The 23591-nt window shown below is 62.4% G+C and carries 19 protein-coding genes; 8 read left to right on the top strand and 11 right to left on the bottom strand.

What is annotated here, in order from left to right:
- Window positions 1-10 precede the first annotated feature (10 nt).
- Window positions 11-1006, bottom strand: a complete 996-nt coding sequence (locus SJ05684_RS08515; protein WP_095694238.1) for a LacI family DNA-binding transcriptional regulator — start codon at window positions 1004-1006, stop codon at window positions 11-13.
- A 182-nt stretch (window positions 1007-1188) separates the two neighbouring features.
- On the opposite strand from SJ05684_RS08515, the gene SJ05684_RS08510 reads away from it, so the two are divergent.
- The 6 genes from SJ05684_RS08510 to SJ05684_RS08485 all read left to right on the top strand — a co-directional run bounded on the left by SJ05684_RS08510 (window position 1189) and on the right by SJ05684_RS08485 (window position 6431).
- On the top strand, window positions 1189-2139 hold the full coding sequence (locus SJ05684_RS08510) for a sugar ABC transporter substrate-binding protein (protein ID WP_034857480.1): 951 nt from the start codon (window positions 1189-1191) through the stop codon (window positions 2137-2139).
- A 129-nt stretch (window positions 2140-2268) separates the two neighbouring features.
- Complete coding sequence (locus SJ05684_RS08505; RefSeq protein WP_034857481.1) at window positions 2269-3390, top strand: ABC transporter permease; 1122 nt, start codon at window positions 2269-2271, stop codon at window positions 3388-3390.
- On the top strand, window positions 3390-4178 hold the full coding sequence (locus SJ05684_RS08500; protein ID WP_034857482.1) for an ATP-binding cassette domain-containing protein: 789 nt from the start codon (window positions 3390-3392) through the stop codon (window positions 4176-4178). Before SJ05684_RS08505 ends, SJ05684_RS08500 begins: the two co-directional genes overlap by 1 nt.
- Before the next feature lie 87 nt (window positions 4179-4265).
- Window positions 4266-5060 carry a hydroxypyruvate isomerase family protein gene (locus tag SJ05684_RS08495; RefSeq protein ID WP_034857483.1) on the top strand — a complete coding sequence of 265 codons (795 nt, stop codon included), beginning with the start codon at window positions 4266-4268 and terminating at the stop codon, window positions 5058-5060.
- A 29-nt stretch (window positions 5061-5089) separates the two neighbouring features.
- Window positions 5090-6106: a Gfo/Idh/MocA family oxidoreductase gene (locus SJ05684_RS08490; RefSeq protein ID WP_034857484.1), complete on the top strand. Its 1017-nt coding sequence runs from the start codon at window positions 5090-5092 to the stop codon at window positions 6104-6106.
- Between the two features lie 25 nt (window positions 6107-6131).
- A complete protein-coding gene (locus SJ05684_RS08485; RefSeq protein WP_034857526.1) occupies window positions 6132-6431 on the top strand; it encodes a MurR/RpiR family transcriptional regulator in 300 nt (99 codons plus the stop codon).
- A 147-nt stretch (window positions 6432-6578) separates the two neighbouring features.
- Here the strand turns inward: SJ05684_RS08485 and SJ05684_RS08480 are convergent, their stop codons facing one another.
- The 3 genes from SJ05684_RS08480 to SJ05684_RS08470 form a co-directional block, all read right to left on the bottom strand.
- Entirely contained in the window at window positions 6579-7394 is an 816-nt protein-coding gene (locus tag SJ05684_RS08480; protein WP_034857485.1) for an oxidoreductase, read from the bottom strand.
- A gap of 78 nt (window positions 7395-7472) precedes the next feature.
- Window positions 7473-8759 (bottom strand): beta-ketoacyl-ACP synthase II, encoded by a 1287-nt coding sequence (gene fabF / locus SJ05684_RS08475; protein ID WP_034857486.1) that lies wholly within the window; start codon window positions 8757-8759, stop codon window positions 7473-7475.
- Between the two features lie 195 nt (window positions 8760-8954).
- Window positions 8955-9539, bottom strand: a complete 585-nt coding sequence (locus SJ05684_RS08470; protein WP_034857487.1) for a TetR/AcrR family transcriptional regulator — start codon at window positions 9537-9539, stop codon at window positions 8955-8957.
- 99 nt (window positions 9540-9638) lie between these two features.
- Here SJ05684_RS08470 and SJ05684_RS08465 point away from each other — a divergent pair, with 99 nt between their 5' ends.
- Together SJ05684_RS08465 and SJ05684_RS08460 are read left to right on the top strand one after the other, a co-directional pair.
- Window positions 9639-10745, top strand: coding sequence for an efflux RND transporter periplasmic adaptor subunit (locus tag SJ05684_RS08465; RefSeq protein ID WP_034857488.1), 1107 nt, complete (start codon window positions 9639-9641; stop codon window positions 10743-10745).
- Window positions 10746-10747: 2 nt separating this feature from the next.
- Complete coding sequence (locus SJ05684_RS08460; RefSeq protein ID WP_034857527.1) at window positions 10748-13858, top strand: efflux RND transporter permease subunit; 3111 nt, start codon at window positions 10748-10750, stop codon at window positions 13856-13858.
- 81 nt (window positions 13859-13939) lie between these two features.
- Here the strand turns inward: SJ05684_RS08460 and SJ05684_RS08455 are convergent, their stop codons facing one another.
- The 7 genes from SJ05684_RS08455 to fumC form a co-directional block, all read right to left on the bottom strand.
- On the bottom strand, window positions 13940-15358 hold the full coding sequence (locus tag SJ05684_RS08455; RefSeq protein WP_034857489.1) for an ABC transporter ATP-binding protein: 1419 nt from the start codon (window positions 15356-15358) through the stop codon (window positions 13940-13942).
- A complete protein-coding gene (locus tag SJ05684_RS08450) occupies window positions 15355-16179 on the bottom strand; it encodes an ABC transporter permease (RefSeq protein ID WP_034857490.1) in 825 nt (274 codons plus the stop codon). The genes SJ05684_RS08455 and SJ05684_RS08450 overlap by 4 nt, the downstream gene beginning before the upstream one ends.
- On the bottom strand, window positions 16176-17114 hold the full coding sequence (locus tag SJ05684_RS08445; RefSeq protein ID WP_034857492.1) for an ABC transporter permease: 939 nt from the start codon (window positions 17112-17114) through the stop codon (window positions 16176-16178). Before SJ05684_RS08445 ends, SJ05684_RS08450 begins: the two co-directional genes overlap by 4 nt.
- Before the next feature lie 13 nt (window positions 17115-17127).
- Window positions 17128-18648, bottom strand: a complete 1521-nt coding sequence (locus SJ05684_RS08440; protein ID WP_034857493.1) for an ABC transporter substrate-binding protein — start codon at window positions 18646-18648, stop codon at window positions 17128-17130.
- A 280-nt stretch (window positions 18649-18928) separates the two neighbouring features.
- Window positions 18929-20107: a class C beta-lactamase gene (ampC, locus tag SJ05684_RS08435; protein ID WP_034857495.1), complete on the bottom strand. Its 1179-nt coding sequence runs from the start codon at window positions 20105-20107 to the stop codon at window positions 18929-18931.
- A 232-nt stretch (window positions 20108-20339) separates the two neighbouring features.
- On the bottom strand, window positions 20340-21407 hold the full coding sequence (locus SJ05684_RS08430; protein WP_034857497.1) for a GGDEF domain-containing protein: 1068 nt from the start codon (window positions 21405-21407) through the stop codon (window positions 20340-20342).
- Between the two features lie 277 nt (window positions 21408-21684).
- Entirely contained in the window at window positions 21685-23076 is a 1392-nt protein-coding gene (fumC, locus tag SJ05684_RS08425; RefSeq protein WP_034857528.1) for a class II fumarate hydratase, read from the bottom strand.
- Window positions 23077-23591 lie beyond the last annotated feature (515 nt).

Here is a 23591-nt window from a genome sequence, read left to right as displayed (position 1 = left end):
CTACGGCAGCTCATGTGGACTTGCGCACGATAAGGGTGCCCGGCAGGGTCACGGTCTCGGGCTCCAGCCGTCCCGTGATCATCCCGACGATTATCTGAACCATCTCGTGTCGCGGCTGATCATATGTTGTGAGGCTGTAGGCGGACGACCCGCAGAGCTCGTAGTTGTCGAAGCCGACGACGGCCATGTCTTCCGGGACCCGCAAGCCGAAACGGCCGCGGATTTCATCCATCGCTCCGAGCGCCAGAATGTCGTTTTCGCACATCAGGACGTCGACCCGGTCTGCGGCGTCGGTCTGCTCGAGATAGCTGCGGATGGCTTCGGCTCCGGCTTCGGCACTGTATTTCTCAGCCGAGAACACCGAGACGTCATTCACACCCTTATGTTTCCAGAAATCGACGAAATGTTGCCGACGTCTAAGCGCTGTCGACAGGACGGTCGCACCTGTCATGAAGCCCGGACGCCGGTAACCTCTTTCGAAGAGGTGATCGACGATCTCCCGTAGCGCCAGTTCGGCATCACATGTGACTGCCGGCACGCCTTCGATCTGGCTGTCTCTCGCCAGAACGAACATGGGGGGCGTTCCCCGGCCCAATTGCAGATCGCTCAGCGTCTCGCTGCGAAACGCCGTTCCGAACAGGATGACGGCATCGACCTGGCGCTGGTCAGCGTGAAGCAATGCGTGCACATGGTCGAAGTGCGTGTTGATATTGATGAGCACGGCGACCAGCCCCTCGGCCTGCAGTCGTTCGGTCAATTTCTCCAGGAACGGTAATTTCTGAGGATTGGCGAAATCATCGACGAACACAGCCACCTGATGGGTGGAGTTGGTCGCGAGGCTGCGGGCAAGCAGGTTCGGAGTGTAGTTGAGCGCCGCGGCCGCTTCGAGGACTTTGCGTTTGCTTTCCTCCGCGATCGATGCGCCCGGCGTGAAAGCCCGTATGACCGTCCACTTCGAGACACCGGCGGCATCCGCCACTTCCCTCGCTGTCGCCCGCTTGCGCATAGAGCCTCCCTGTGAAATGGAACGGATATTCCATTTTTTGATTCAGGTGAAATGAATGCTTGCTTTTACGCCATTCAAGGATAATATGCACCCGTTTGCACCCGGTAGCAAAACGAAATGCACCCGGTAGCATTCGTTTTTCTCGCTATCCTGTGGAGTGGACGGCGAAGGAGGAGGAACAAATGAAATCCCTATTGAAAAAGCTCGCATTCGGCGCGGTCGTACTCGGCGTCGCCACCTCGGCGGCCGTGAGCGCGAAAGCTCAGGAGCCCACCATCATCGCCGTGACGCACGGACAGGCGTCCGATCCGTTCTGGTCGATCGTGAAGAACGGCATCATGCAGGCCGGCAAGGACAGCAACGTCCAGGTCGATTATCGCGCGCCGGAGACCTTCGACATGGTGGCGATGGCACAGCTCATCGAAGCTGCTGTCAACCAGAACCCCGCGGGCATCGTCATTTCGAACCCGGATCCGGATGCGCTTGGCCCGGCGATCGAGAAGGCAGTCGCCGCCGGCATTCCGGTCATATCAATGAACTCCGGCATCTCCGCAGCCGAAAAACTCGGCATCAAGCTGCATGTCGGACAAGACGAGATGCCGGCTGGTATCAAGGTCGGCGAGAAGTTGAAGTCGCTCGGCCTCAAGCACGTCCTCTGCGTCAACCAGGAAGTTGGTAACGTTGCTCTCGACCAGCGTTGTGCCGGTACGGAACAGGGCTTCGAGGGTGGCAAGGTCACCGTACTGCCGACGAGCTCCGATCCCGCCGAGATCGAATCGAAGATCCAGGCGGCTCTCACCTCCGACCCGTCGATCGATGTCGTACTCGGCCTTTCGGCTCCGCTCGTCGGTGAGCGGGCAGTGGCGGTCGTGGAAAAGATGGGTGTCGGCGACAAGGTGAAGGTCGCCTCCTATGATCTTTCGGCGAGCTTCCTCCAGTCGGTGGCCGACGGCAAGGCGCTGTTCGCGGTCGATCAGCAGCCTTATCTACAGGGATATCTGCCAGTGACGTTCCTGGCGCTCAATGCGCGCTACGGCACGATCCCGGCCGGCAACGTGGCTTCGGGTCCTAGCTTCGTGACCTCCGAGACCGCCGCGCAGGTGATCGAGAAATCCTCGCAGGGCATCCGCTAAGGCGGAGCCTGGTAGCCCCCGTCCCGGACGGGGGCTGCCCCTGTCACCGCGCATTCGGCCGACGCGAGACTTCGGTTCGCAGGCGGTCGTCGCGCGTACGCATGACGACCGAGATCTAAGGAACGAACCATGAGTCTAGCCAACGAACAGAACGGGTCTGCTGTCGGACCCGATGAGCGGCTGAAAAAGGTTTCGACATTGACTGCCATTCTGCGGCGTCCCGAACTCGGCGCTGTGGCCGGTCTAGTGCTCGTGACCATCTTCTTCCTGCTCACCGCCAATCCCGCCATGTTCACGTTGGCGGGTGTGATGAACTTTATGGCCCCGGCTGCCCAACTCGGCATTCTCGCCATCGGCGCAGCCCTTCTGATGATCGGCGGCGAGTTCGACCTTTCGATCGGCTCGATGGTCGCCTTTGCGGGGCTGGTCTTCGGCGCGGCGCTCGTCGTCTGGCAGATGCCGCTCAGCGTCGCCATTCTCGTGGCGCTCGCGTTTGCCGTGTTCATCGGTGTCACCAACGCGCAGCTCACCATGCGCACCGGCCTTCCGTCCTTCATCGTGACGCTGGCCTTCCTTTTCATTCTGCGCGGCCTGACGCTGGTCGGCCTGAAATGGGCAAGCGGTGGCGCGACCCAGCTTCGCGGCATGAAGGAAGCAGTGGCCGGCAGTCCGCTGGCCCCTCTGTTCTCTGGAGACGCCTTCCCCGGACTGTTCACCTGGCTTGCGCAAGCGGAAATTATCGACACCTTTCCAAACGGCGCGCCGAGGGTGTCCGGCATCCCCGTCGAGATCCTGTGGTTCATCGCCATCGCGCTCCTTGCCACCTGGATCCTGTTGAGGACGCGCTTCGGCAACTGGATCTTCGCATCCGGTGGCGATCCGCGCGCAGCGCGGAAGTCAGGCGTGCCGGTGGCGAGGGTCAAGACCACGCTCTTCGTCGTCACCGCTCTTTGCGCCACGCTGGTCGCCATCCTTACCGTGCTCGACGCCGGCTCGACGGACGCCCGTCGCGGCTTTCAAAAAGAGTTCGAGGCAATCATCGCGGCGGTCATCGGCGGCTGCCTGCTGACCGGCGGCTACGGCTCCGCCATTGGGGCGTTCTTCGGATCGATCGTCTTCGGCATGGTGCTGATTGGTCTGACCTACACCTCGATCGACCAGGATTGGTACCTCGTTTTCCTCGGCGGCATGCTGCTGACCGCCGTCGTCTTCAACAACGTCATCCGCAAACGCGTCACGGGAGAACGCTGATGAGCACATCTCAGACGCCCCTCATAGAGGTCAGGAACCTCGTCAAGCATTTCGGCTCCGTCATCGCCCTCAACGGCGTGTCCATGAGCGTCAATCGCAACGAGGTTCTATGCCTGCTTGGCGACAATGGCGCGGGCAAATCGACCCTGATCAACACGCTTGCAGGCGTGCACAAGCCGACCTCGGGCGATTTCCTGGTCGACGGCCAGCCTCAGCTGTTCTCCGGCCCACGCGACGCACTCGATGCCGGCATTGCCACGGTCTATCAGGACCTTGCGATGATCCCGCTGATGTCGGTCACCCGCAACTTCTTCATGGGGCGGGAGCCCTTGATCGGCTTCGGCCCCTTCAAGCGCATGAACATGGATGAGGCCGACAACGTCACGCGTGACGAGATGCACAAGATCGGCATCGATGTCCGCGACCCGCAGCAGGCGGTTGGCACGCTATCGGGCGGCGAACGGCAATGTGTGGCGATCGCCCGTGCGGTTTACTTCGGCGCCAAGGTGTTGATCCTCGACGAACCGACATCGGCGCTCGGCGTCGCCCAGACGTCGATGGTGCTGAAGTATATCAACCAGGTCCGAACCAAGGGCCTCGGCGTGATCTTCATCACCCACAATGTTCGTCACGCCTATGCTGTTGGCAACCGCTTTACGGTGCTCAATCGCGGCAAGACGCTTGGAACCTATGCCAAGCACGAGATCGGTATCGACGAACTGCAGAACCTGATGGCCGGCGGCAAGGAGCTGCAGTCTCTGTCCGAAGAGCTCGGCGGAACGATCTGATCGAAAGCCGTTCGCGTGCATGCCGGTGCGGCGCCTATGCGCCGCGCGCCACCCATCGTCATACCCAAAAATACGGAACACTAACCAATGAGTGCACCCAAGACTTCTCCTTTCCCGCTCGCAGCCTGCGCGGAAATGCTCTGGCGCGATAAGCCGATCGAGTGGCGCACCGCGCGCCTCAAGGAAATGGGTTTCGGGGTCGGTCTCTGGAACTGGCCGGAACACGATCTCAACAAGCTGGAAGCGACCGGCGCGACCTTCACGATCATGAACGGGTATCTGACCGGCCGTCTGACGGACGACGACGGTGCGGCAGAACTTCTGAGGACAGCGCGCAAGACCGCACAGGTTGGAAAACGGCTCGGCGTCCAGCGGCTCAACCTGCATGGCACAGGCTTGGGTGACAGAGGCCTGCCCGTGCAGCCTATCGAAGTCGTCACCGGCGCGATGTGGCTGAAGGCGCGCGATACCCTCTGCCGTGTCGTGGATATGGCTGAGGAGGAAGGCGTCACCTTCACCCTCGAAAACCTCAACCTGCCGGTCGATCACCCCGGCGTACCCTTCGGCCGCGCCGAGGACACGCTGGCGCTGGTCTCAAGCGTCGATCATCCGCGGCTCCGCCTCAATCTCGATCTCTATCATGCCCAGATCGGCGAGGGGAATCTGATCGAACTCTGCCGTAAGTGCCTGCCTTGGATCGGCGAGATCCAGGTGGCCGACGTGCCGGGCCGCCGCGAGCCGGGTACCGGGGAGGTCAACTGGAACGGCATCGCCAAGGCGCTGAATGCCATGGGCTATTCCGGCCCGATCGGCATGGAAGCCTGGGCGGCCGGCGACCCCGAAGCGGCGCTCGAAGCGTTCCGCACCGCATTCACCATCTGACATTTTTCAACCCTGACAGGATCAATACAATGCCCAAGAACAAAGCCGTCAATGTCGGCCTCATTGGTGCCGGCCGCATCGGTTCTTTCCATGGTGAGACCGTCGCACGCCGCCTCGTCGACGCCGAGCTCGTCGCCATTGCCGATCCCGCGCCAGGGGCTGCGGCCGGTCTCGCCGGCAAGCTCGCCGTTGAAAGCTCTTACACGGATGTCGCGGATCTTCTCGCCCACCCGAATCTCGATGCCGTGATCATCGCCACGCCGGCGCGGTTTCATACCAACATTCTCGTGCAGGCCGCCGAAGCCGGCAAAGCGATCTTTTGCGAGAAGCCGATGGCGTTGACCTTGGAGGATGCCGACCGGGCGATCGCGGCGGCACGCTCTGCCGGCGTTCCGCTTCAGGTCGGCTTCAACCGCCGCTGGGATCAGGCCTTTTCGGAAGGACGAGCCGCGATCGATGGCGGAAGGATCGGCACCCCTCAGTTGCTCCGGTCGCTCACCCGCGACCCCGGTCCGTTCGGTGCCGACCCCGCCAAAATCCCGCAGTGGACGATCTTCTACGAAACGCTGATCCACGATTTCGACACGCTGCTTTGGCTGAACCCGAATGCCAAGCCGGTCGAGGTTACGGCCGTTGCCGACGCGTTGGTTCGTCCGGATTTCGCCGACAAGGGCTTCCACGACACGGCGGTCGTCACGATCCGTTTTGACAATGGCTCGATCGCTGTCGCGGAGGCGAACTTCTGCGCCATGTACGGCTACGACATCCGCGGCGAGGTCTTCGGCTCCGGCGGCATGGTGACAATGGGAGACGTCCGTCGTTCCAGCATGAGGCTGTTCGATAAGGACGGCGTGTCGAGCGAGACCTGGCGTCGCGACACCGACCATTTTGTCCACGGTTACACAGCGCAGCTCGCGTCCTTCGTAACCGCCGTTCGTCGCGGCGAGATCACCGAAGGACCGACCGGCATCGATGCGCGCAATGCGCTCAGCATCGCGCTGGCCTGCATTGAGTCTGTCTCACGGAAGGCAGCCATCGCGCTGTAACAAAGGGCGAGGAATGGAGGCGGTCATGAAAACGAGCGAGGTGACAAAACCTCCGACTGACGTCATGGAGCTTAAGGGCATGTTCGCTTCCAGGTCCCTTAGGCTTCCCAAACAACTCGAGCAGGTCGCTCGTCTGGCGCTTGCAAGGCCGGATGTCATCGCCTTCGGCAGCGCTCGTTCGATCGCTGCCGTTTGCTCCGTCTCCCCCACCTCGGTCACGCGCCTTGCTACCGCCCTTGGCTTCGACAGTTTCCAGGATTTCAAGTTGTTCTTTCAACAGCATCTAAGGAGAACTGCGAACTCCGAAACCGGCGGTTGTTTTTGATTTGCTTCGGTATGATTCCGATCTTCATGGCATGTCCTTTCGTGAATGTGGAAGAGACGAGCTCGGTTGCAGGCGGGGCTAGCGAGAGCCTCAAGCGTTTCGCCTCGTTCGACTGTCTTGACTCGCGCGAAACGCATGTTGTCGACGTCAGACCGGCAGCCCGGCCTGTTTCCGCAAGCTCTTGTCGAACGCGGATTCGGGGACGAAACGGCGCAGCAAGCGAACTTGGCCGGCCAGTTTTCCCGCGGTGTAACGTCTTCTCGGCGCCTTGGCCGTTGCCGCTTTGACAACCGTCTCTGCCACGACCTCGGGGGCGTCGCCTGTTTCAACCCACTTCCGCATCTGCACTTCCATGTCAGCGCGCACCGCATCGTAGACGGCAAGGGAACGATCGGGTTTTGTCAGGTTTTCCTCGAAGGTGGTGCGGGTATAGCCGGGCTCGACCAGCGCCACCCGAATTCCGAATGTTCGCAATTCGTGATCGAGCGATTCGGAATAGCCCTCGACGGCGTGCTTGGTCGATGCATAGAGGGCATTATAGGGGGACGGGATCAACCCGAGTACGGAACTGATGTTGATGATCCTGCCTTTGCCCTGACTCCGCATGGTAGGCAACACCGCGTTGGTGACGCGAAGGACGCCGAAGACGTTCACATCGAACAGCGCCTGTGCCTGGGCAGTTGAGGACTCCTCTGCGCCGCCGAGCAGACCAATGCCGGCATTGTTGACGAGCAGGTCGATACGTCCTGCCTCGGCCAGCACCACCTCGACCAATTTCGCCACGGATGCGTCATCGGTCACGTCACAGGTCAGCATGGAGACGCCGTCGGATCTTTCGGGGACCGCGCGACGGCTGGTTCCGAAGACGCGAAAGCCCGCCTTCTGCAAGGCTCTGGCCGTCACGTACCCGATGCCGGTCGATGCCCCAGTGACCAGGGCAACGCCTAGATTGGTCTTGTCCATTGCAGTTACTTCCTTCTTTGTGCTGGATTTCGTGTGGAAATGGCGTAAGCGCTCTCGTTCATGCCGCCGGGCTAAGCTTCAGGCACGGGCGGCAAGCTTGTCTGTCCATCGTCGGAACACGGCGCTGGCGTTGACGCCTCCGAAGCCGAAGCCGTTGGAGATCGCGTAGTCCATCTCCGTTGGCCGGGCCTGGTCCGCAACGAAGTCAATCGCGTCGCCGGCCGGATCAGGAGCGCTCAAATTGAGCGTCGGCGGGGCCGTCTGATCCCTAAGCGCCAGGATCGTGAAAATGGCTTCAAGCCCGCCGGCAGCTCCGAGCAGGTGTCCGGTCGCCGACTTCGTTCCGCTGACGGCCACGCTGGATTCTGCGCCGAATACCCGTTTGATCGCGGCGATTTCTGCCAGGTCGCCGACTGGCGTCGAGGTCGCGTGCGCATTGAGGTGGCGGATCTCGCGCGGCGAAATTCCGGCCTGGGCAATCGCGATCTCCATCGCGCGGCGCGCGCCGTCGCCGTCCTCGGGACCGGAAGTGACGTGGTGGGCGTCGGCTGTCGTGCCGTAGCCGACGAGCTCGGCGAGGGGTTTCGCACCGCGCGCAAGCGCGTGACTCAATGCCTCGATAACCAGGATGCCGGACCCTTCGCCCATGACGAAGCCGTCGCGCAACATGTCGAAGGGCCGCGAGGCCTGATCGGGTGTGTCATTGAACCCCGTCGAAAGAGAGCGTGCCGCGGCAAAACCGCCGAGACTGACGACATTCATGCATGCTTCCGTTCCGCCGCACACCGCGATGTCGGCTTCATTCGCGCGGATGAGACGGGCCGCATCGCCGATCGCCTGAATGCCGGCCGCGCACGCGGTCACCGGTGCGCCGATCGGTCCTTTGAAGCCGTAACGGATGGAGATTTGACCCGCAGCCAGGTTCACCAGGAAAGATGGCACGGTGAACGGTGAAAGACGTCGGACACCGCGCTGATCGACCGTTCGCACCGCTTCAGTGATGGCGGGGAACCCGCCGATGCCCGACGCGATGATCGTCGCGGTTCGGACCCGGTCAGCTTCCGAGACCGGCTTCCATCCCGACTGAGCAAGCGCCTCTTCCGCCGCCGCCAGTGCGAAGAGAATGAATCGATCGACCTTGCGCTGATCCTTTGGAGCAAAGACGGTAATCGGATCGAAACCAGCTTCGGGGTCTTGTTCAAGAGAGGGAACGGTCCCGCCGATCTTCGCCGGCAGGTCCCCCACGACCTCGTCCGGGAGCCGTCGGATGCCCGAACGCCCAGACAAGAGCCGAGACCAGGAAGTCGTCACGTTGGCTCCGAGGGGGCTGACTGCTCCCATGCCTGTGATAACGATACGACGCATGTGATCTCCAACTGTCATTTTTGTGTCATCCGTCTGCACGCCGTGCAGACGCTCGATCGGCTATTGCCGCTTATTCACTTGGCAATAGTCTCGTCCGTGTGATCTCGTGACGTGCCCCAGGCGCGCGGGGACGTGTCCGGGAAGGCATCCTGCAAACGCGTGAGGCAATCACGCCATTGGCGGGAAGTGGACATCTCATGCGCTTCTGGCGGAGGCGGCGATCCGCCGGACTTCGTCGGCTGCTACGTTGAGAAACCGCTCCGCCATCTCTTCATCATTCAGGATACGAGAGATCGTCACGGCACCCACCATCAGCGACAGCATCGCCATGGCCTTGCCAGTGTTTGGGCTTTCCGCCTCCGGCATCAGTTCTTCGAGAATTTGAAGATGCGCTTGGATGCCGTTCTGGAACGGGGCCCTAACCTCCTCGCTTTGTCGTGCCGCATCAGCGCCAAGCGCCACCAAGGGACAACCGTCGCTCTTCTCTTCACGATGTCCCATCGACAGGTAGAGCTCAATCAAGGCCTCCAGGGCGTCGGGACTTGCGGCAGCAACGGCCGACCATCGTCGGGTCGCCTGTTCCATAGCTCGCCTCGATGCCTGTGCCGCAAGATCGTCCTTGGAATCGAACTGCTTGTAGAATCCACCCTGGGTCAGGCCGGCCCCCTTCATCAGATCCTTGAGCCCGATGCCGTCGAAGCCGTGCTCCCGAAAAAGCCGGCTCGCCGCATTGATGACCGCTTCGCGATTTGCCTCCGCCTGGGCGCGACTAACTCTCATGATCGACCTCGTAAATAGATTTCACTTGACATCTATAGCATGGATAGATTTAGATCGCAATCTAAATAAGGCGACGCCCGTCAACAAGGGTCATCTGACATGAAGCGCAAATTTCTTCTCATAGCGATCGGCCTTGTGGCTGCAGCCGGGGGCGCGGCGTCTGCCTTCGTTTTCGAAACGCCAGCACCGGACGTGGAGGTCGCAGATCCCCGCGTCGCGTCGCCACTTGTGAGGGTGGTGGAGGCGACGAGAGCAGAGCGCGCCGAGCGAGCCTTTACAGGTACGATCGCCGCGCGGATTGAGAGCAATCTTGGTTTCCGGGTGCCGGGCAAGATTATTCAGCGCCTCGTCGATATCGGCGAACAGGTGAGGGCGGGGCAGGCGCTGCTGCGGATCGATGAGACCGATCTGCAACTCGCACTCGCGGCCAAGCGCAATGCTGTTGCTGCAGCACGCGCTGTCCTGGTCCAGGCGCGTGCGGACGAGAGGCGCTATGCTGTCCTGGTGAAGAATGGACTGGCGGCAACGCCGCAGCGTTACGAGCAGGCGAAGGCGGCGCTCGACACCGCGACGGCACAGCTTGCCGCCGCGGAAGCGGAAGCGAAGGTCACGGAGAACGAGGCGACCTATTCTGTCCTGGCGGCGGATGCGGATGGAACGGTGGTCGAAACGCTCGGCGAGCCGGGGCAGGTTGTCGCCGCCGGTCAGCCGGTGGTTAGACTTGCCCACGCCGGTCCCCGCGAGGCCGTCGTCGCACTTCCCGAGACGCTCCGGCCGGCGCTCGGCTCGGTGGCCGAGGCCAGCCTGTATGGAGGCGATGAGCGTCGCTACACGGCACATCTGCGGCAGTTATCGGACTCCGCCGATCCCCAGACGCGTACCTACGAGGCCCGCTACGTCCTCGATGGTGAGGCCGCGGCAGCGCCGCTCGGCTCCACGGTTACCATTCGGATTGCAAACCAGGTGAGCCAGCCGGAAGTCCAGGTGCCGCTCGGAGCCGTGCTCGACGATGGTGAGAAGACCGGCGTTTGGGTCTTGGACAGAGCCAGCTCGACCGTGCACTTTCGACCCGTCAAACTTGTCCGCGTGACCAGCGAAACCGCCTTGATCTCCGGATTGAACACTGGCGATTCCATCGTTTCGCTCGGCGCTCATCTCCTGCAGGAAGGCGCTTCAGTCAGAACTGCTCCTGAGGGGAGTAACTGATGATGAACCTCAATCTTTCCGCGATCGCCGTTCGCGAACGGGCTGTCACCCTGTTCTTCATCCTCCTGCTGGTGGCCGCCGGCGCCTACGCCTTCCTCATGCTCGGACGGGCGGAGGATCCGAACTTCACCATCAAGACCATGACGGTCACGACGGCATGGCCAGGCGCGACGGCGCGCGAGATGCAGGACCTCGTCGCCGAACCATTGGAGAAGCGGCTTCAGGAGCTGACCTGGTACGACCGGGTGGAGACGACCACACGGCAAGGTTATGCGTATATGACTGTTACGCTGAAGGACAGCACGCCGCCGTCCGTCGTGCAGGAGGAGTTCTACCAGGCCCGCAAGAAGCTCGGGGATGAAGCGCGCAACCTGCCGTCGGGCGTCTTCGGCCCCTTCATCAACGACGAATATTCGGACGTGAGCTTCGCCCTTTATGCGCTGAAGGCCAAGGGCATGCCGATGCGTGAGTTGGCCAGGCAGGCCGAGGTGATCCGCCAGGACCTCCTGCACGTGCCCGGAGTCAAGAAGATCAACATCCTCGGTGAACGTCCCGAACAGATATTCGTCGAGTTCTCCTACGCCAAACTGGCAACTCTCGGCGTCTCGGCACAGGATATTGTTGCCGCCCTGCAGCGGCAGAACACCGTTACACCGGCGGGCTCGATCGACACAAAGGGGCCGCGGGTCTTCATCCGGGTAGACGGCGACTATGACAGTGTCCAGGCGATCGCCGACACGCCGATCGCGGCTGCGGGGCGGACGCTGAAGCTCTCCGACATCGCCGCGGTCCGCCGCGGCTACCAGGATCCTCCCACCTACCTGATCCGGCGCCAGGGTGAGCCGACCATCATGCTAGCGGCTGTCATGCAGGAGGGCTGGGACGGTCTCGCGCTCGGCAAGGCGCTGGAGGACAGGACCGCAGCCATCGCACAGGCACTGCCGCTCGGAATGACGCTCGACAAGGTGACCGACCAGGCCGTCAACATCACCTCGGCCGTCGACGAATTCATGATGAAGTTCGCCATGGCGCTCGGCGTGGTGCTGGTGGTGAGCCTGCTCAGCCTCGGCTGGCGGGTCGGCATCGTCGTGGCGGCTGCCGTCCCGCTGACGCTTGCGGTCGTCTTCCTCATAATGCTCGAAACCGGCCGGTTCTTCGACCGCATCACGCTCGGCGCCCTCATCCTGGCGCTCGGTCTCCTCGTCGACGACGCCATCATCGCCATCGAGGTGATGGTGGTGAAAATGGAAGAGGGCATGGACCGCATCAAGGCGGCGGCCTATGCGTGGAGCCACACTGCGGCGCCGATGCTGTCGGGAACCCTCGTGACGATCGCCGGCTTCCTGCCGGTGGGCTTCGCGCGCTCGACGGCGGGCGAGTACGCCGGCAACATCTTCTGGGTGGTGGGGTTCGCCCTCATCGTTTCCTGGATAGTCGCGGTGGTGTTCACGCCCTACCTCGGCGTCAAGATGCTGCCCGCGATCAAACCGGTCGAGGGCGGTCACGAGGCGATTTACAACACGCCGAACTATCGGCGTCTGCGACGGCTCATCACCTTTGCGGTGCGCCGCAAGTTTCTGACCTGCGCTGTCGTCGGCATCGCCTTCGCACTTTCCGTGGTCGGCATGGGCGCCATCAAACAGCAGTTCTTCCCGACGTCCGACCGCCCGGAGGTGCTGGTGGAGGTTCGGCTGCCGGCAGGCACCAGCATCGAGACGACGACGGCGGCAGTCGAGAAGCTCGAACAGTGGCTGGACAAGCAGCCCGAGGTCAAGATTGTCACGAGCTATGTCGGTCAGGGCGCTCCCCGCTTCTTCTTCGCGATGGCGCCGGAACTGCCTGATCCCGCCTTCGCCAAGATCGTCGTGCTCACGCCGGACGCGGAGGCGCGCGAGGCTTTGAAGCACCGGCTCCGCGAGGCGATATCCCGCGGGCTTGCGTCTGAGGCTTATGTGCGCGTCACCCAGCTTGTGTTCGGACCCTACACCCCGTTCCCGGTCGAGTTTCGGGTCATGGGACCTGATCCCGCCCAACTGTACAGCATTTCCCAGAAGGCCCTCGACATCATGCGCGGCGTTCCGGACGTGCGCCAGGCCAACCGAGATTGGGGCAATCGCACGCCCGTACTCCGCTTCATCCCGGATCAGGAGCGATTGAACCTCATCGGCCTTTCGCCGGCAGAGGCGGCCCAGCAACTGCAGTTCCTCCTCACCGGCATCCCCGTTACGCAGGTGCGCGAAGACATTCGCAATGTTCCGATCGTCGCACGCAGCGCCGGCGGCGAGCGGCTGGATCCGACGCGTCTGGCGGATTTCTCCTTGATGAGCCGCGACGGCCGCCCGATTCCGCTCGACCAGATCGGCCATTCGGAGATCCATCTGGAAGAGCCGATCCTGAAGCGCCGCGATCGCACGCCGGTCATCACCATCCGCTCGGACATCAATGAGGCGACCCAGCCGCCGGAGGTCTCCAAGCAGATCATGACCGCCCTTCAGCCGCTGATCGCATCGCTTCCCGCCGGCTATCGCATCGAATTGGGCGGATCGATCGAGGAGGCTGTCAAGGCCAATACCGCGCTGGGCAAGGTTTTCCCGGCCATGATTGCCGCGATGCTGATCGTCATCATGCTGCAGGTGCGATCCTTCTCGACGATGGCCATGGTCATGCTGACGGCACCGCTTGGTCTTGTCGGCGTCGTGCCGATGCTGCTCACCTTCAATCAGCCCTTCGGGTTCAACGCCATTCTGGGCCTGATAGGACTGGCTGGCATCCTGATGCGCAATACGCTGATCCTGACCGAACAGATCAAGGAGAACCGTGCTGCCGGCCTTGATGACTATTACGCCGTCATCGAGGCCACGGTGCAACGCACGAGGCCCGTGATCCTGACCGCACTTGCCGCCGTGCTGGCCTTCATTCCCCTCACGCACTCGGTCTTCTGGGGGTCGATGGCCTATACGCTGATCGGCGGCACGGCGGTCGGCACGGTGCTGATCCTGCTCTTCCTTCCAGCGCTTTACGCCGCATGGTTCAGGATCAAGCCGACTGCAGATGCGATCCCTGAGGATCTGACGGAGGAACTGGAAGTGCGCCTACCAATAGCAGCCGAGTAGGGCCGGGTCGTCGGGTGGACACGGTGCAAGGTCTCGCGCGCGGGTCTTGCCGGAACATACCCTGCGGCCGAATGAGCGGCTTCATGTGGGCCCCTTGTTCTCGAGATTTAATACTCGTGCCGATATGTTCTCGGCGATGTCCCGGTCGTGGGTGACCAACAGGACAGCGAGGCCGGTTTCCCTGACGATCTCCTGCAGGCAGGTGATCACCTCTTTCTGGCCGACGGGGTCGAGCCGCGACGTCGCCTCGTCTGCGAAGAGAAAGGCCGGATCGAGCAGCAGGGCGCGCAGCAACGCAAAGCGCTGTAGCTCCCCGCCCGAAACCTGGCTGGGCAGACGATCGAGTAATGTTTTCGGCAGGCGCAAGCGGTCCAGCAACCCCTCGACTGTCGTCCAACGATTGGCATGGAGGCGAACCAGATCGGTGAGCCCCTTGCGAATAGTCTGGTGGGGCGCGAACGCGGCCGGTGGATCCTGATAGAGCTTCTGAAAGCGGAGCCGCGACATTCCCGACTTGCGCTCGACCGTTCCGACATCGGGCGGGATCAGGCCAAGAAGGATATTGCCGACCGTCGTCTTGCCGCAGCCGCTCGGCCCGAAGACCGAGACGATCTCGCCGGCGGCGACCGTGATGTCCAGATCGGAAAACAGGGTCCTGCCATCATAGCGCTTCGCCAGTCCGCGTCCGGCAAGGACGACCTCGCCGGATGCCGTTGGCGCCTGCCGCTCCCATCTTGCGGGCTCGGCGGCGAGCAGCGCCTTGGTATAGGCGTGTTCGGGCGCTTGGAGCAGCTTTTCCGCGGGAGCGTATTCGATCAGCCGGCCGTCGAGCATGACGCCGATCAGGCCGCCGAGTGCCCTGGCGACGGCGACATCATGGGTGATGGTCAGCAGCAGGCGTCCCGCTTCGACCTCCCGTTTCAGGCGTGCCGTCACCGAGTCCCGCAGCGCCGTGTCGAGGCCTTTCGTCGGCTCATCCGCGATCAGAAGCTCACTGTCGGCGGCATGCGCCATCGCGATCGCCGCCCGCTGTCCCATGCCGCCTGACATCTGGAAGGGGTAAAGCGCTTCCGCGTGGGCAAGAGAAACCCCGGCGAGGTTCTCCTTGGCAAGCGCATCGCTCCGCGTGGCATCCTTGTCTTTGACGAAGCGATGTATCTCTGCCACCTGCGGCAGGACGCGCATGGTCGGATCCAGCGCCAGCCACGGCTCCTGCGGCAGCAGGGAAATGCTCCGGCCCCAGCGGCGGCGGCGCTGGGCAGGCGTCTCCGCAAGAAGGTCCGTCCCCTTGAAGACCACGTGCCCCGTCGCACGCAGCCCTGGCGGCAAATTGCCCATGATCGCCTGTGCCACGAGCGACTTGCCCGATCCGCTCTCGCCAAGCAGCGTTAACGGTCGCCCTCTTCCCAGCGCAAGGGACACGTCGGAGACGATGCGGCCCTCCGGCGAATCGATCGACAGGGCGGCGATCGAGAGATCCGGGCTTGCTTGAATGTTCATGGATGATCTCCCTGGGCGAGAAGTTGAAGGCCGAGCACCAGCAGGAAGATCAGCAATGCGCTCAGCAGCATATGCACCGGCGCTTCCGCGTAATACGGCAAGAGCTCCACGATCATGCTGCCGAGTTCAGGGGTGGGAGGTTGCAATCCGACGCTGATGGCACTCAATGTCGACACCGCGATGATGGCCGTCGCCATGGCAAAGGCCGCAAGCGTTCCGATCATCGGTGCGACCACCGGCAGGACGTAGTTGACGAGGATGTAGCGCGAGCCGAAGCCGAGCATCCGCGCCGCCTCGATATGCGGCTGCGCGAGGACGGACTTCGTCGTCGCCTTCGTCACACGATAGAACTCGACCCACAGGGTCAGCGACAGGCCCAGGAACAGCGGAACATAATTGCCGGGCGCGAAGGCCAGCAGCAGGAGCACCAGCATCAGGCCGGGCAGGGCCAGCACAATTGTGGCCGTCAGTTCCAGGAACCGCTCTGTCCAGCCGCCTTTCCAGGCGGCGGCAAGACCGAGCAGAACGCCGGGGACCGCGGCCGCGAGCATGGTCAGTAGGGCGAGGCCGAAGGAAAGACGAGCGCCGTGGGCGAGACGCGCGAGGAGGCTGCGCCCGTAGTGATCGGCTCCGAGCAAGAAATCGCCGCCGATCGGGGCGAGGCTGGCGCTAAAATCCTGCGCCGCAGGGTCGGCAGGAATGAGCATTGGCCCGATGATCGCAAAGCAACCAAGCAGGACGAGGAGCCCGGCGCCAAAGATGCGCCCCGTGGTCAGTCGCCCTTTCGGCCGAGCAAAGGACAGATCGCCGATCGTACTCATGCCGTTCTCCCCACACGCGGATCGAGCCAATGCGTCAGAAGGTCGACAATGGCGGCGATGACGACGAACATCAGTCCCATCACCAGCGCCGTCCCCTGGACCATGGGAATGTCCCGTTCGACAACCGCGTGGACCAGGGCGTGGCCGATGCCCGGATAGGCGAACAGGGATTCCACAACGACAACGCCTTCGACCAGATAGACGGCCTGCAGTCCGATATAGGAGACGACCGGAATGGCGGCGTTGCGAAGTCCATGTCGGCGCACGACAACGGATTCCGAGAGCCCCTTGTGCCGAGCGAAGGCGAAATAGGGTGCCATCGCGACAGCAGCGACCGAGTTGCGCATCACCCGGCTCGACATGGCTGCGAGTCCGAGAGCGAGCGTCAGCGCGGGAAGCAGCATCTCGCGCGGTGAGCCAAAACCGGCCGGAGGCAGCCAGCCGAGCTGCTTCGAAAAAATCAGCATCAGAATGAGGCCAAGCACGAAGGGCGGAATGGCGCGGAAGATCGCCGCACCCGCCAGGCCCAGTCGGTCAACAGCGCCTCCCGGCTTCAGCCCCGCGAAGAGGCCGATGACTGGGCCGATGAGGAGCGATAGCACGAGCGCCGACGCGGCAAGCCATGCGGAAGCGCCGAGTTGCACCTCCAACTCATGAACGACGGGCGAACCGGTGACGAGCGAATGTCCGAGGTCAAGGCGCAGAAGGTCGCCCAGCCATTCTACGAACTGGGCCCCGAGCGGGCGGTCGAGGCCCAGTTCCAGCCTGACCCTTTCTGCCGCTTCTGCAATCCGCGCATCCGGTCCATAGCGACCGGCAGCTATGCGCATGGCCGCGTCACCGGGCAGCACGCGCATGAGGACGAAGCACAGAGTCCCAACCACGATGGCCACCAGCACCGCCTGGAGCAGGCGCGCAAGAAGGAAGTTTCGCATTGCGCTTTCCCCGTTACTCTGCCCAGCGGATGGCCGAGAGGCCGTAATTCACTTCCAGGGGATCGACCTTGACCCCGGTGATCCTCTTGTTCGAGACGATGGCGAGCTCCGACCAGGTGACTGGAATGCTTGGCAGCTCTCGCTGCAGGATCTCCACCGCGCGACTCTGAAGCGGGGCGCGGGCTGCCGTGTCGCTCGTCGCCGCAAGTTGTTCGACGACGCTCTGGATTTCCTTGTTGTCCCAACCCATCGAGCCCCAGTCGCTTCCGCCGGGACCATAATCCTGGAGCAGCGTTCCGACGGGATCCGGCACGATCGAATAGAGCCGCGAGATCAGCCCCATCTCCAGCGTTCCGTCCTGATGGCGCGCCGGAATTTCCGAGCTGTTTCCCACGGAAACCTTTACCTCGATACCCACCTGTCTAAGCTGGGCCTGAAGCGCCGTCGCGATGGGCGGCAGTTCGGGCCAACTGGAATAGGTCAGCAGCGTCACGCTGAACCGCTTGCCGTCTTTTTGCAGAATACCGTCGCTGCCGGCTTCCCAGCCCGCGGCGGCCAGGAGTTCCTGCGCCTTGTCGACGTCCCGCATGAGCGGCTTGACGTCGGGGGAATTCCAGCCCTTCATCGCAGGCGGGAACAACTGGGTTGCGGCAAGATCGGCGTTGCGCAGGATTACCTTGGTGATCCCGGCGCGGTCGATCGCCGCGCTGATCGCCTGGCGCTCCTCAATCTGATCGAAAAATGGCGACGCCGCATTCACCTTGAGAATGCGCGTGCGAGGGATGGTGGCAATCTGCACATCAAGTTTCGGATTTGCCTTCAAACGATCCACCGAGACCGGCAGCATGGAAAAGACCAGATCCGCTTCACCGCTTTCCGCCATCAGCGCTCGGGTCTCGCCTTGTCCCACTGCGAGATAGCTGACTTCCTCAATCTCGGGCTTGCCGCCCCACCACCCGCCGGAGGCCTGTAACTCCAGCCGTGCCGGAGCGGTAAGGCTCTTCACCTTGTAGGGTCCGGATCCAACGATCTGCGTGACTTTACCCCCCGCATCAAATGAGGAAGGCGCCAGCACGATCGTGCTGAAATGCACGAGGTAGGCGGGCAGGGCAGAGAACGGTTTGGTCAGCCGGACCACCACGTCCCGCCCCTCACTGGTGATCTCGGCAAGCGGCGCCTGAGAGAGCACGCCGACACCCGAAAGAGCGCGCTTCAGACTGGCCGCGGCCGTTTCCGCCGTTACGGGCGCGCCGTCATGGAAACGCGCATTCTCACGGAGAGTAAAGCGCCATGTCAGACCGTCGCCGCTGACGCTCCACCGATCCGCAAGGGAGGGAACCAGCTTGCCCTCGTGGTTCACGGTTACAAGAGTTTCGGCGACTTGCAATCGGCTGAAGACATAGCCGGTCTGGGCCGGATCAATGCCGGTAATCTCCCATGGGCCGGCAACCTTGAGCACCTCGGCATGAGCCGCGTTAAGCGTCGCGGCGACGCCGAGTGCAACCGTAGTGAACAGCACGCGCAGTGAGCGCATTCAGACCTCCAAACATTTTTCCGTGACGAAGATGGGTGCAGAGTGCACGTGTCTGTTCCCCCCGATATGTTACGTTATTACGTTCGTCAATTGAAAAGTTACGTAATAACGTTGCAGCCATTGAGACGGCGACACGCAAGAGCTGGCCGATGCAGCTCAGCGATGACCTCTCGCTTCACCTGTGCGATTGGGATCCGCATGACCACGAGGCGGCGCATACTACGGGACAGGCTATCGGCGGCGGCTATTATGCTGCTGTTGCCCGTGGCCGGACCGATCGTCAACGCGGGTCGGTCAGCTTGTCCAGCTCAGTGAGGATCCGGTATGCGGCCTTTACACGCGCCGGTATGGGATAGCTGCGGTTCGCCAGGATGACGATGCCGATTTCCTTTGCGGGGATGAAAGCGGCATAGGCTCCGAAACCGTTCGTCGACCCCGTTTTGTTGATCAGCATATCGCCGCGCGGCGGCAGCGGCGGAGTGAGTTTCGTCGCCTTGTTCGGTTCGAAGGCCATCTGGCGCGAGTTGCCGGCGAGCAGTCGCTCTAGCTCCGTCGGGTAGGGATACATCTCCCATCCGAGCCCCTGAACCATCTCGCCGACCCGGTAGTAGCCGGTGTGCGTGGCGGTGATCGCCCGTTGCAGCGTTCCATCCAGCTTCGCGCCGCCGATGTTTGCTTCGACAAACCGGATCAGGTCGAACGCGGTCGTCTTGATGCCATAGGCCTCCCAATCCAGGACACCGGGTGTCACCCGAACGGGTCTACCATCCCTCGAATAGCCGTGGGCGTAGTCCGCCATCCTGTCTTCAGGAACCCGTATATGGGTGCGCGAGAGGCCAAGCATCGGCACGAGTTCTCCTTCCATGAGATCCTCGAACGGCTTGCCCATGCTTTGTGCCGCCAGATGGCCGAAGAGCCCAATGCTCGGGTTGGAATAGCGACGGTAAGTGCCGGGGGCATATTCGGGATGCCACTTCTTGAAATAGGCGATCACATTCTCGTCCGTGACGCTATTCGGAAATTGCAGCGGCAGGCCGCCGGCTGTGTAAGTGCCGAGATCGAGAAGGCTAATTGCGTCGAAGCTGCTGCCGGCAAGGGCTGGCAGGTATTTGCCGGCAGGATCGGAGAGGGAGAGGCTTCCGCTTTCTTGCGCATAGGCCGCGAGTGTCGCGGTAAAGGTCTTGCTGATAGACCCGATCTCGAAAAGCGTCCGGTCGGTCACGGCCTGACCGCTTTCCTTGGATGCGACCCCATAGTTGAAGACGTACCGCTCTCCCTCGGCGGTGATTGCCACGGCCAGACCTGGAATCTTGTGTTCTGCCATGACGGGCCGGATCGCCTCATCGACGATGCCTTTGAGCGCCTCCCGCGGGTCACGATCGGTCGCGTGGGCGCTTGCGCCGATGAGCACCGCAGCGGCGGCCAGGATTCCGAGCCTCGTAAGGGGAAAGTCTCTCATGGGGAATATCTCCTCGTGCTCATTGTGACTCTCGCAAAGTGGAGCCGGAACAGCACTGAGGTATATGCGGATTACGGCCGTTGCGTGAGCCATTCGCACGGGTACGGCTAGCCTCCGACAGAGCCGTGACGACGCAGGCATCGGCTGATTCGCTGCAATCGAGGAACGGAATGCCGTCCCCGGCCGCCTTCGGAAATGGCTCGTCGAGCTTACGATGGGCTCGATTGGGCGGCTACCGCCGATAGATCAGCCAGTTACGGCCGACATCCTTGCGCATGCCTTCCTCGAAGAGCACCGTCCTGTTGCGGCCGGCGTTCTTGGCGGCGTAGAGGGCGATGTCGGCCTTGTTGTAGAGGTCGACCGGATCGTCCGCGGCCGTTGCCATGCAGACGCCGACGGAGAGAGTGACGGCGCCATAATTGACCCCGGTCTTCGTGTTCTTGAAGGGTGCGCTGGCGAGTATGGTGCGGATCCGGTCCGCGGCCTGAAGGCATTCTTCCTGGGTGCTGTCGCGCAGGATGATCGCGAATTCCTCGCCGCCGGTGCGCGCGACGAAGACGTCCCGGCGGAGGTTTGCGCGGACGACGTTGGCCACGGTGGCAAGGATCTTGTCGCCGACCGGATGGCCGAAACTGTCGTTGATCTTCTTGAAGTGATCGATGTCGGCGAGCAGCAGGCCGGTGAAGTTGCGAACGTGTTCGCTGTTGTAAATGGCCGCGAGGCTGTCGTCGAAGGCGCGGCGATTGGCGAGCCGCGTCAGCGAATCGGTGTTGGCGATGCGCTTGTACTCGTCCAGTTCCTGGCGGATGGCCTCCATCTCGACCGACTTCTGGACGACGCTCTGCACGCGCTCCTTGCCCTGGCTCATCGTATCCGCGGTCGCCTCGCTGAGGATGCCGATCGCGTGACGCAGGATGTCGGCGCTTGCGGCGCTCTTGTTCGTCATGTTGAGATAGGCTTCATCGAGAACTTTGTTGTAGCTCTCGAGCGCGTACTGCTCGTCCTTCAGGAGATTGACAAGCTCGCAAAGCTTGGCGGCCATCGTGCTGTGGGCGCGTTCGATGCCGCGCGAGTGGTGAATGTGGCTGAAGTGCCGGGCGCCGATTTCGTCGAGCTCGTCCTGCGTCGCGCGGCTTCCGAGTGTCGCGAGTTCCTTGGAGAGCTGCGAGTTCGAGCCGAGATAGGCTTCGTAATATAGCTCGTAATTGCGCGGTATAGGCGCCACGCCCATCATGCGCATGGCGTGGGTGATCTGTGCGGCAATATCGGGCGTCGGCGTCCTGTTCGAGGTTGCCGGCATTTGCAAGTCCCCTAAAATAATAGGCTCTAATCGACCGCTATTTTTTAGGGGTAAAAGATTTTCGGAGTGTTAACAATTGCTTTTTTGTACAAATACAAATTGAGTGAATTCCAAATATTCAACGATCTTGCCGCGGCAGGAGCCGGTAAAGCCGGGGAGGCCTCGGCGCCCTACAGCGCCGCGCGTCTTTTCAGACGCGCAAAGGTCGCTGCAACTTTTGAATCCGCGCATCGAGCGTCCCGAATATCCGAACGGATTTTCGGGACGATGCGCCAGATCAGGCGGGGCCAATCATCGATTCCGGACGGACAATCTCGTCGAATTCCTCATTCGTTACGTAACCGCCGCCGACGGCCTCATCGCGGAGCGTCGTGCCGTTCTTATGCGCCGTTTTGGCGATCTTGGCGGCGTTGTCGTAGCCGATCTTCGGCGCGAGTGCGGTGACCAGCATCAGCGAACGGTCGAGGGCCGCCTTGATGTTGTCCTCGCGCGCTTCGATGCCGACGACGCAATTGTCGGTGAAGGAGATGGCTGCGTCGGCGAGCAGTTGCACCGATTGCAGGAAGTTGTAGGCCATCAAGGGATTGTAGACGTTGAGCTCGAAATGGCCCTGGCTGCCGGCGAAGGTGAGCGCGGCATGGTTGCCGAACACCTGGACGCAGACCTGCGTCAGCGCCTCGCACTGGGTCGGATTGACCTTGCCCGGCATGATCGACGAGCCAGGCTCGTTTTCCGGCAGCGACAGTTCGCCGAGGCCGGAGCGGGGGCCGGAGCCGAGGAAACGGATGTCGTTGGCGATCTTGAAGAGGGCGGCGGCGGTCGCATTGATGGCGCCGTGGCTGAAGACCATCGAATCATGCGCGGCCAGCGCCTCGAACTTGTTCGGCGCGGAGGTGAAGGCGATGCCGGTGCTTGCGGCAATCTCCTCCGCCACCTTCTCGGCGAAGCCGACCGGAGCATTGAGGCCGGTGCCGACGGCGGTGCCGCCTTGGGCGAGTTCGCAGAGGCCCGGCAGCGTCATTTCGATCCGCTTGATCGAGGAGGCGACCTGGGCCGCGTAGCCGGAGAATTCCTGGCCGAGGGTGAGCGGCGTTGCGTCCTGCGTATGCGTACGGCCGATCTTGATGATGTGGTCGAAGGCCTTGACCTTCTCCTCGAGCGCCCTGTGCAGGTGCTTGAGAGCCGGCAGGAGGTCATGGATCACGCGCTCGGCGCAGGCGATGTGCATCGCCGTCGGATAGGTGTCGTTCGACGACTGGCTCATGTTGACGTGGTCATTCGGATGCACCGGCTTCTTCGAGCCCATGACGCCGCCGAGCAGCTCGATCGCCCGGTTGGAGATGACCTCGTTGGCATTCATGTTGGACTGGGTGCCGGATCCCGTCTGCCAGACCACGAGCGGGAAATGGTCGTTGAGCTTTCCGTCGATCACTTCCTGCGCCGCCTCGACAATGGCGCCGCCGATCGTCGGGTCGAGTCGGCCGAGGGCCATGTTGGCACGCGCCGCCGCCTGCTTGACGATGCCGAGCGCCCGGACGACGGAAAGTGGCTGCTTTTCCCAGCCGATCTTGAAGTTGCCGAGCGAGCGCTGGGCCTGGGCGCCCCAGTAGCGGTCGTTCGCCACTTCAATGGGACCGAACGTGTCTGTTTCCGTGCGCATGGATGTCATCGTGATACCTGCCTTCGTCCTGCGTTCATGAAGCCGGGGCGAGACCCGATCTGAGCCGATCGTCCTCACCGCTGCATGTCTCCCGAATCGGAGTCGATCTGAGGGACATGCAGCAATCCAAGGCGCTGCAGCGACCTTCGCGGGTCCGAATGAGACGCGTGGCGCGGCAGTGCCGGGCATCTCTCTGCCCCGGCGATGACGGCTTGTAAAGGGGCGGGGCGGGCGCGCAAAGACCTACAATCGTTTGAATTGCTGCGATGCGGCACAGGCTCAGCGGATTCGCTGGAAAGCCGCCGCCTGGCCCCGCTTCTGCGCACTCGCACTTGTGGCGATTCAGTCACATTCACCATCTTCCTTGGGCGACACTCTGCGCCTGCAGGAACAATCCCAGGTAGTGAATGGTTTTATAATTGAAGAAAATCACGGGTTTGTGTCGATTTGTGGGAGTCTTGGATGAGCCTTCACGAAGCGGGCGCTGGCGGGTTTCGGGCCGAGGGGGTGGGGTTCGTTTTCTT

Source organism: Sinorhizobium sojae CCBAU 05684 (assembly GCF_002288525.1).
Taxonomy (GTDB): Bacteria; Pseudomonadota; Alphaproteobacteria; order Rhizobiales; family Rhizobiaceae; genus Sinorhizobium; species Sinorhizobium sojae.
This window is presented reverse-complemented; position numbering and strand designations above follow the sequence as displayed.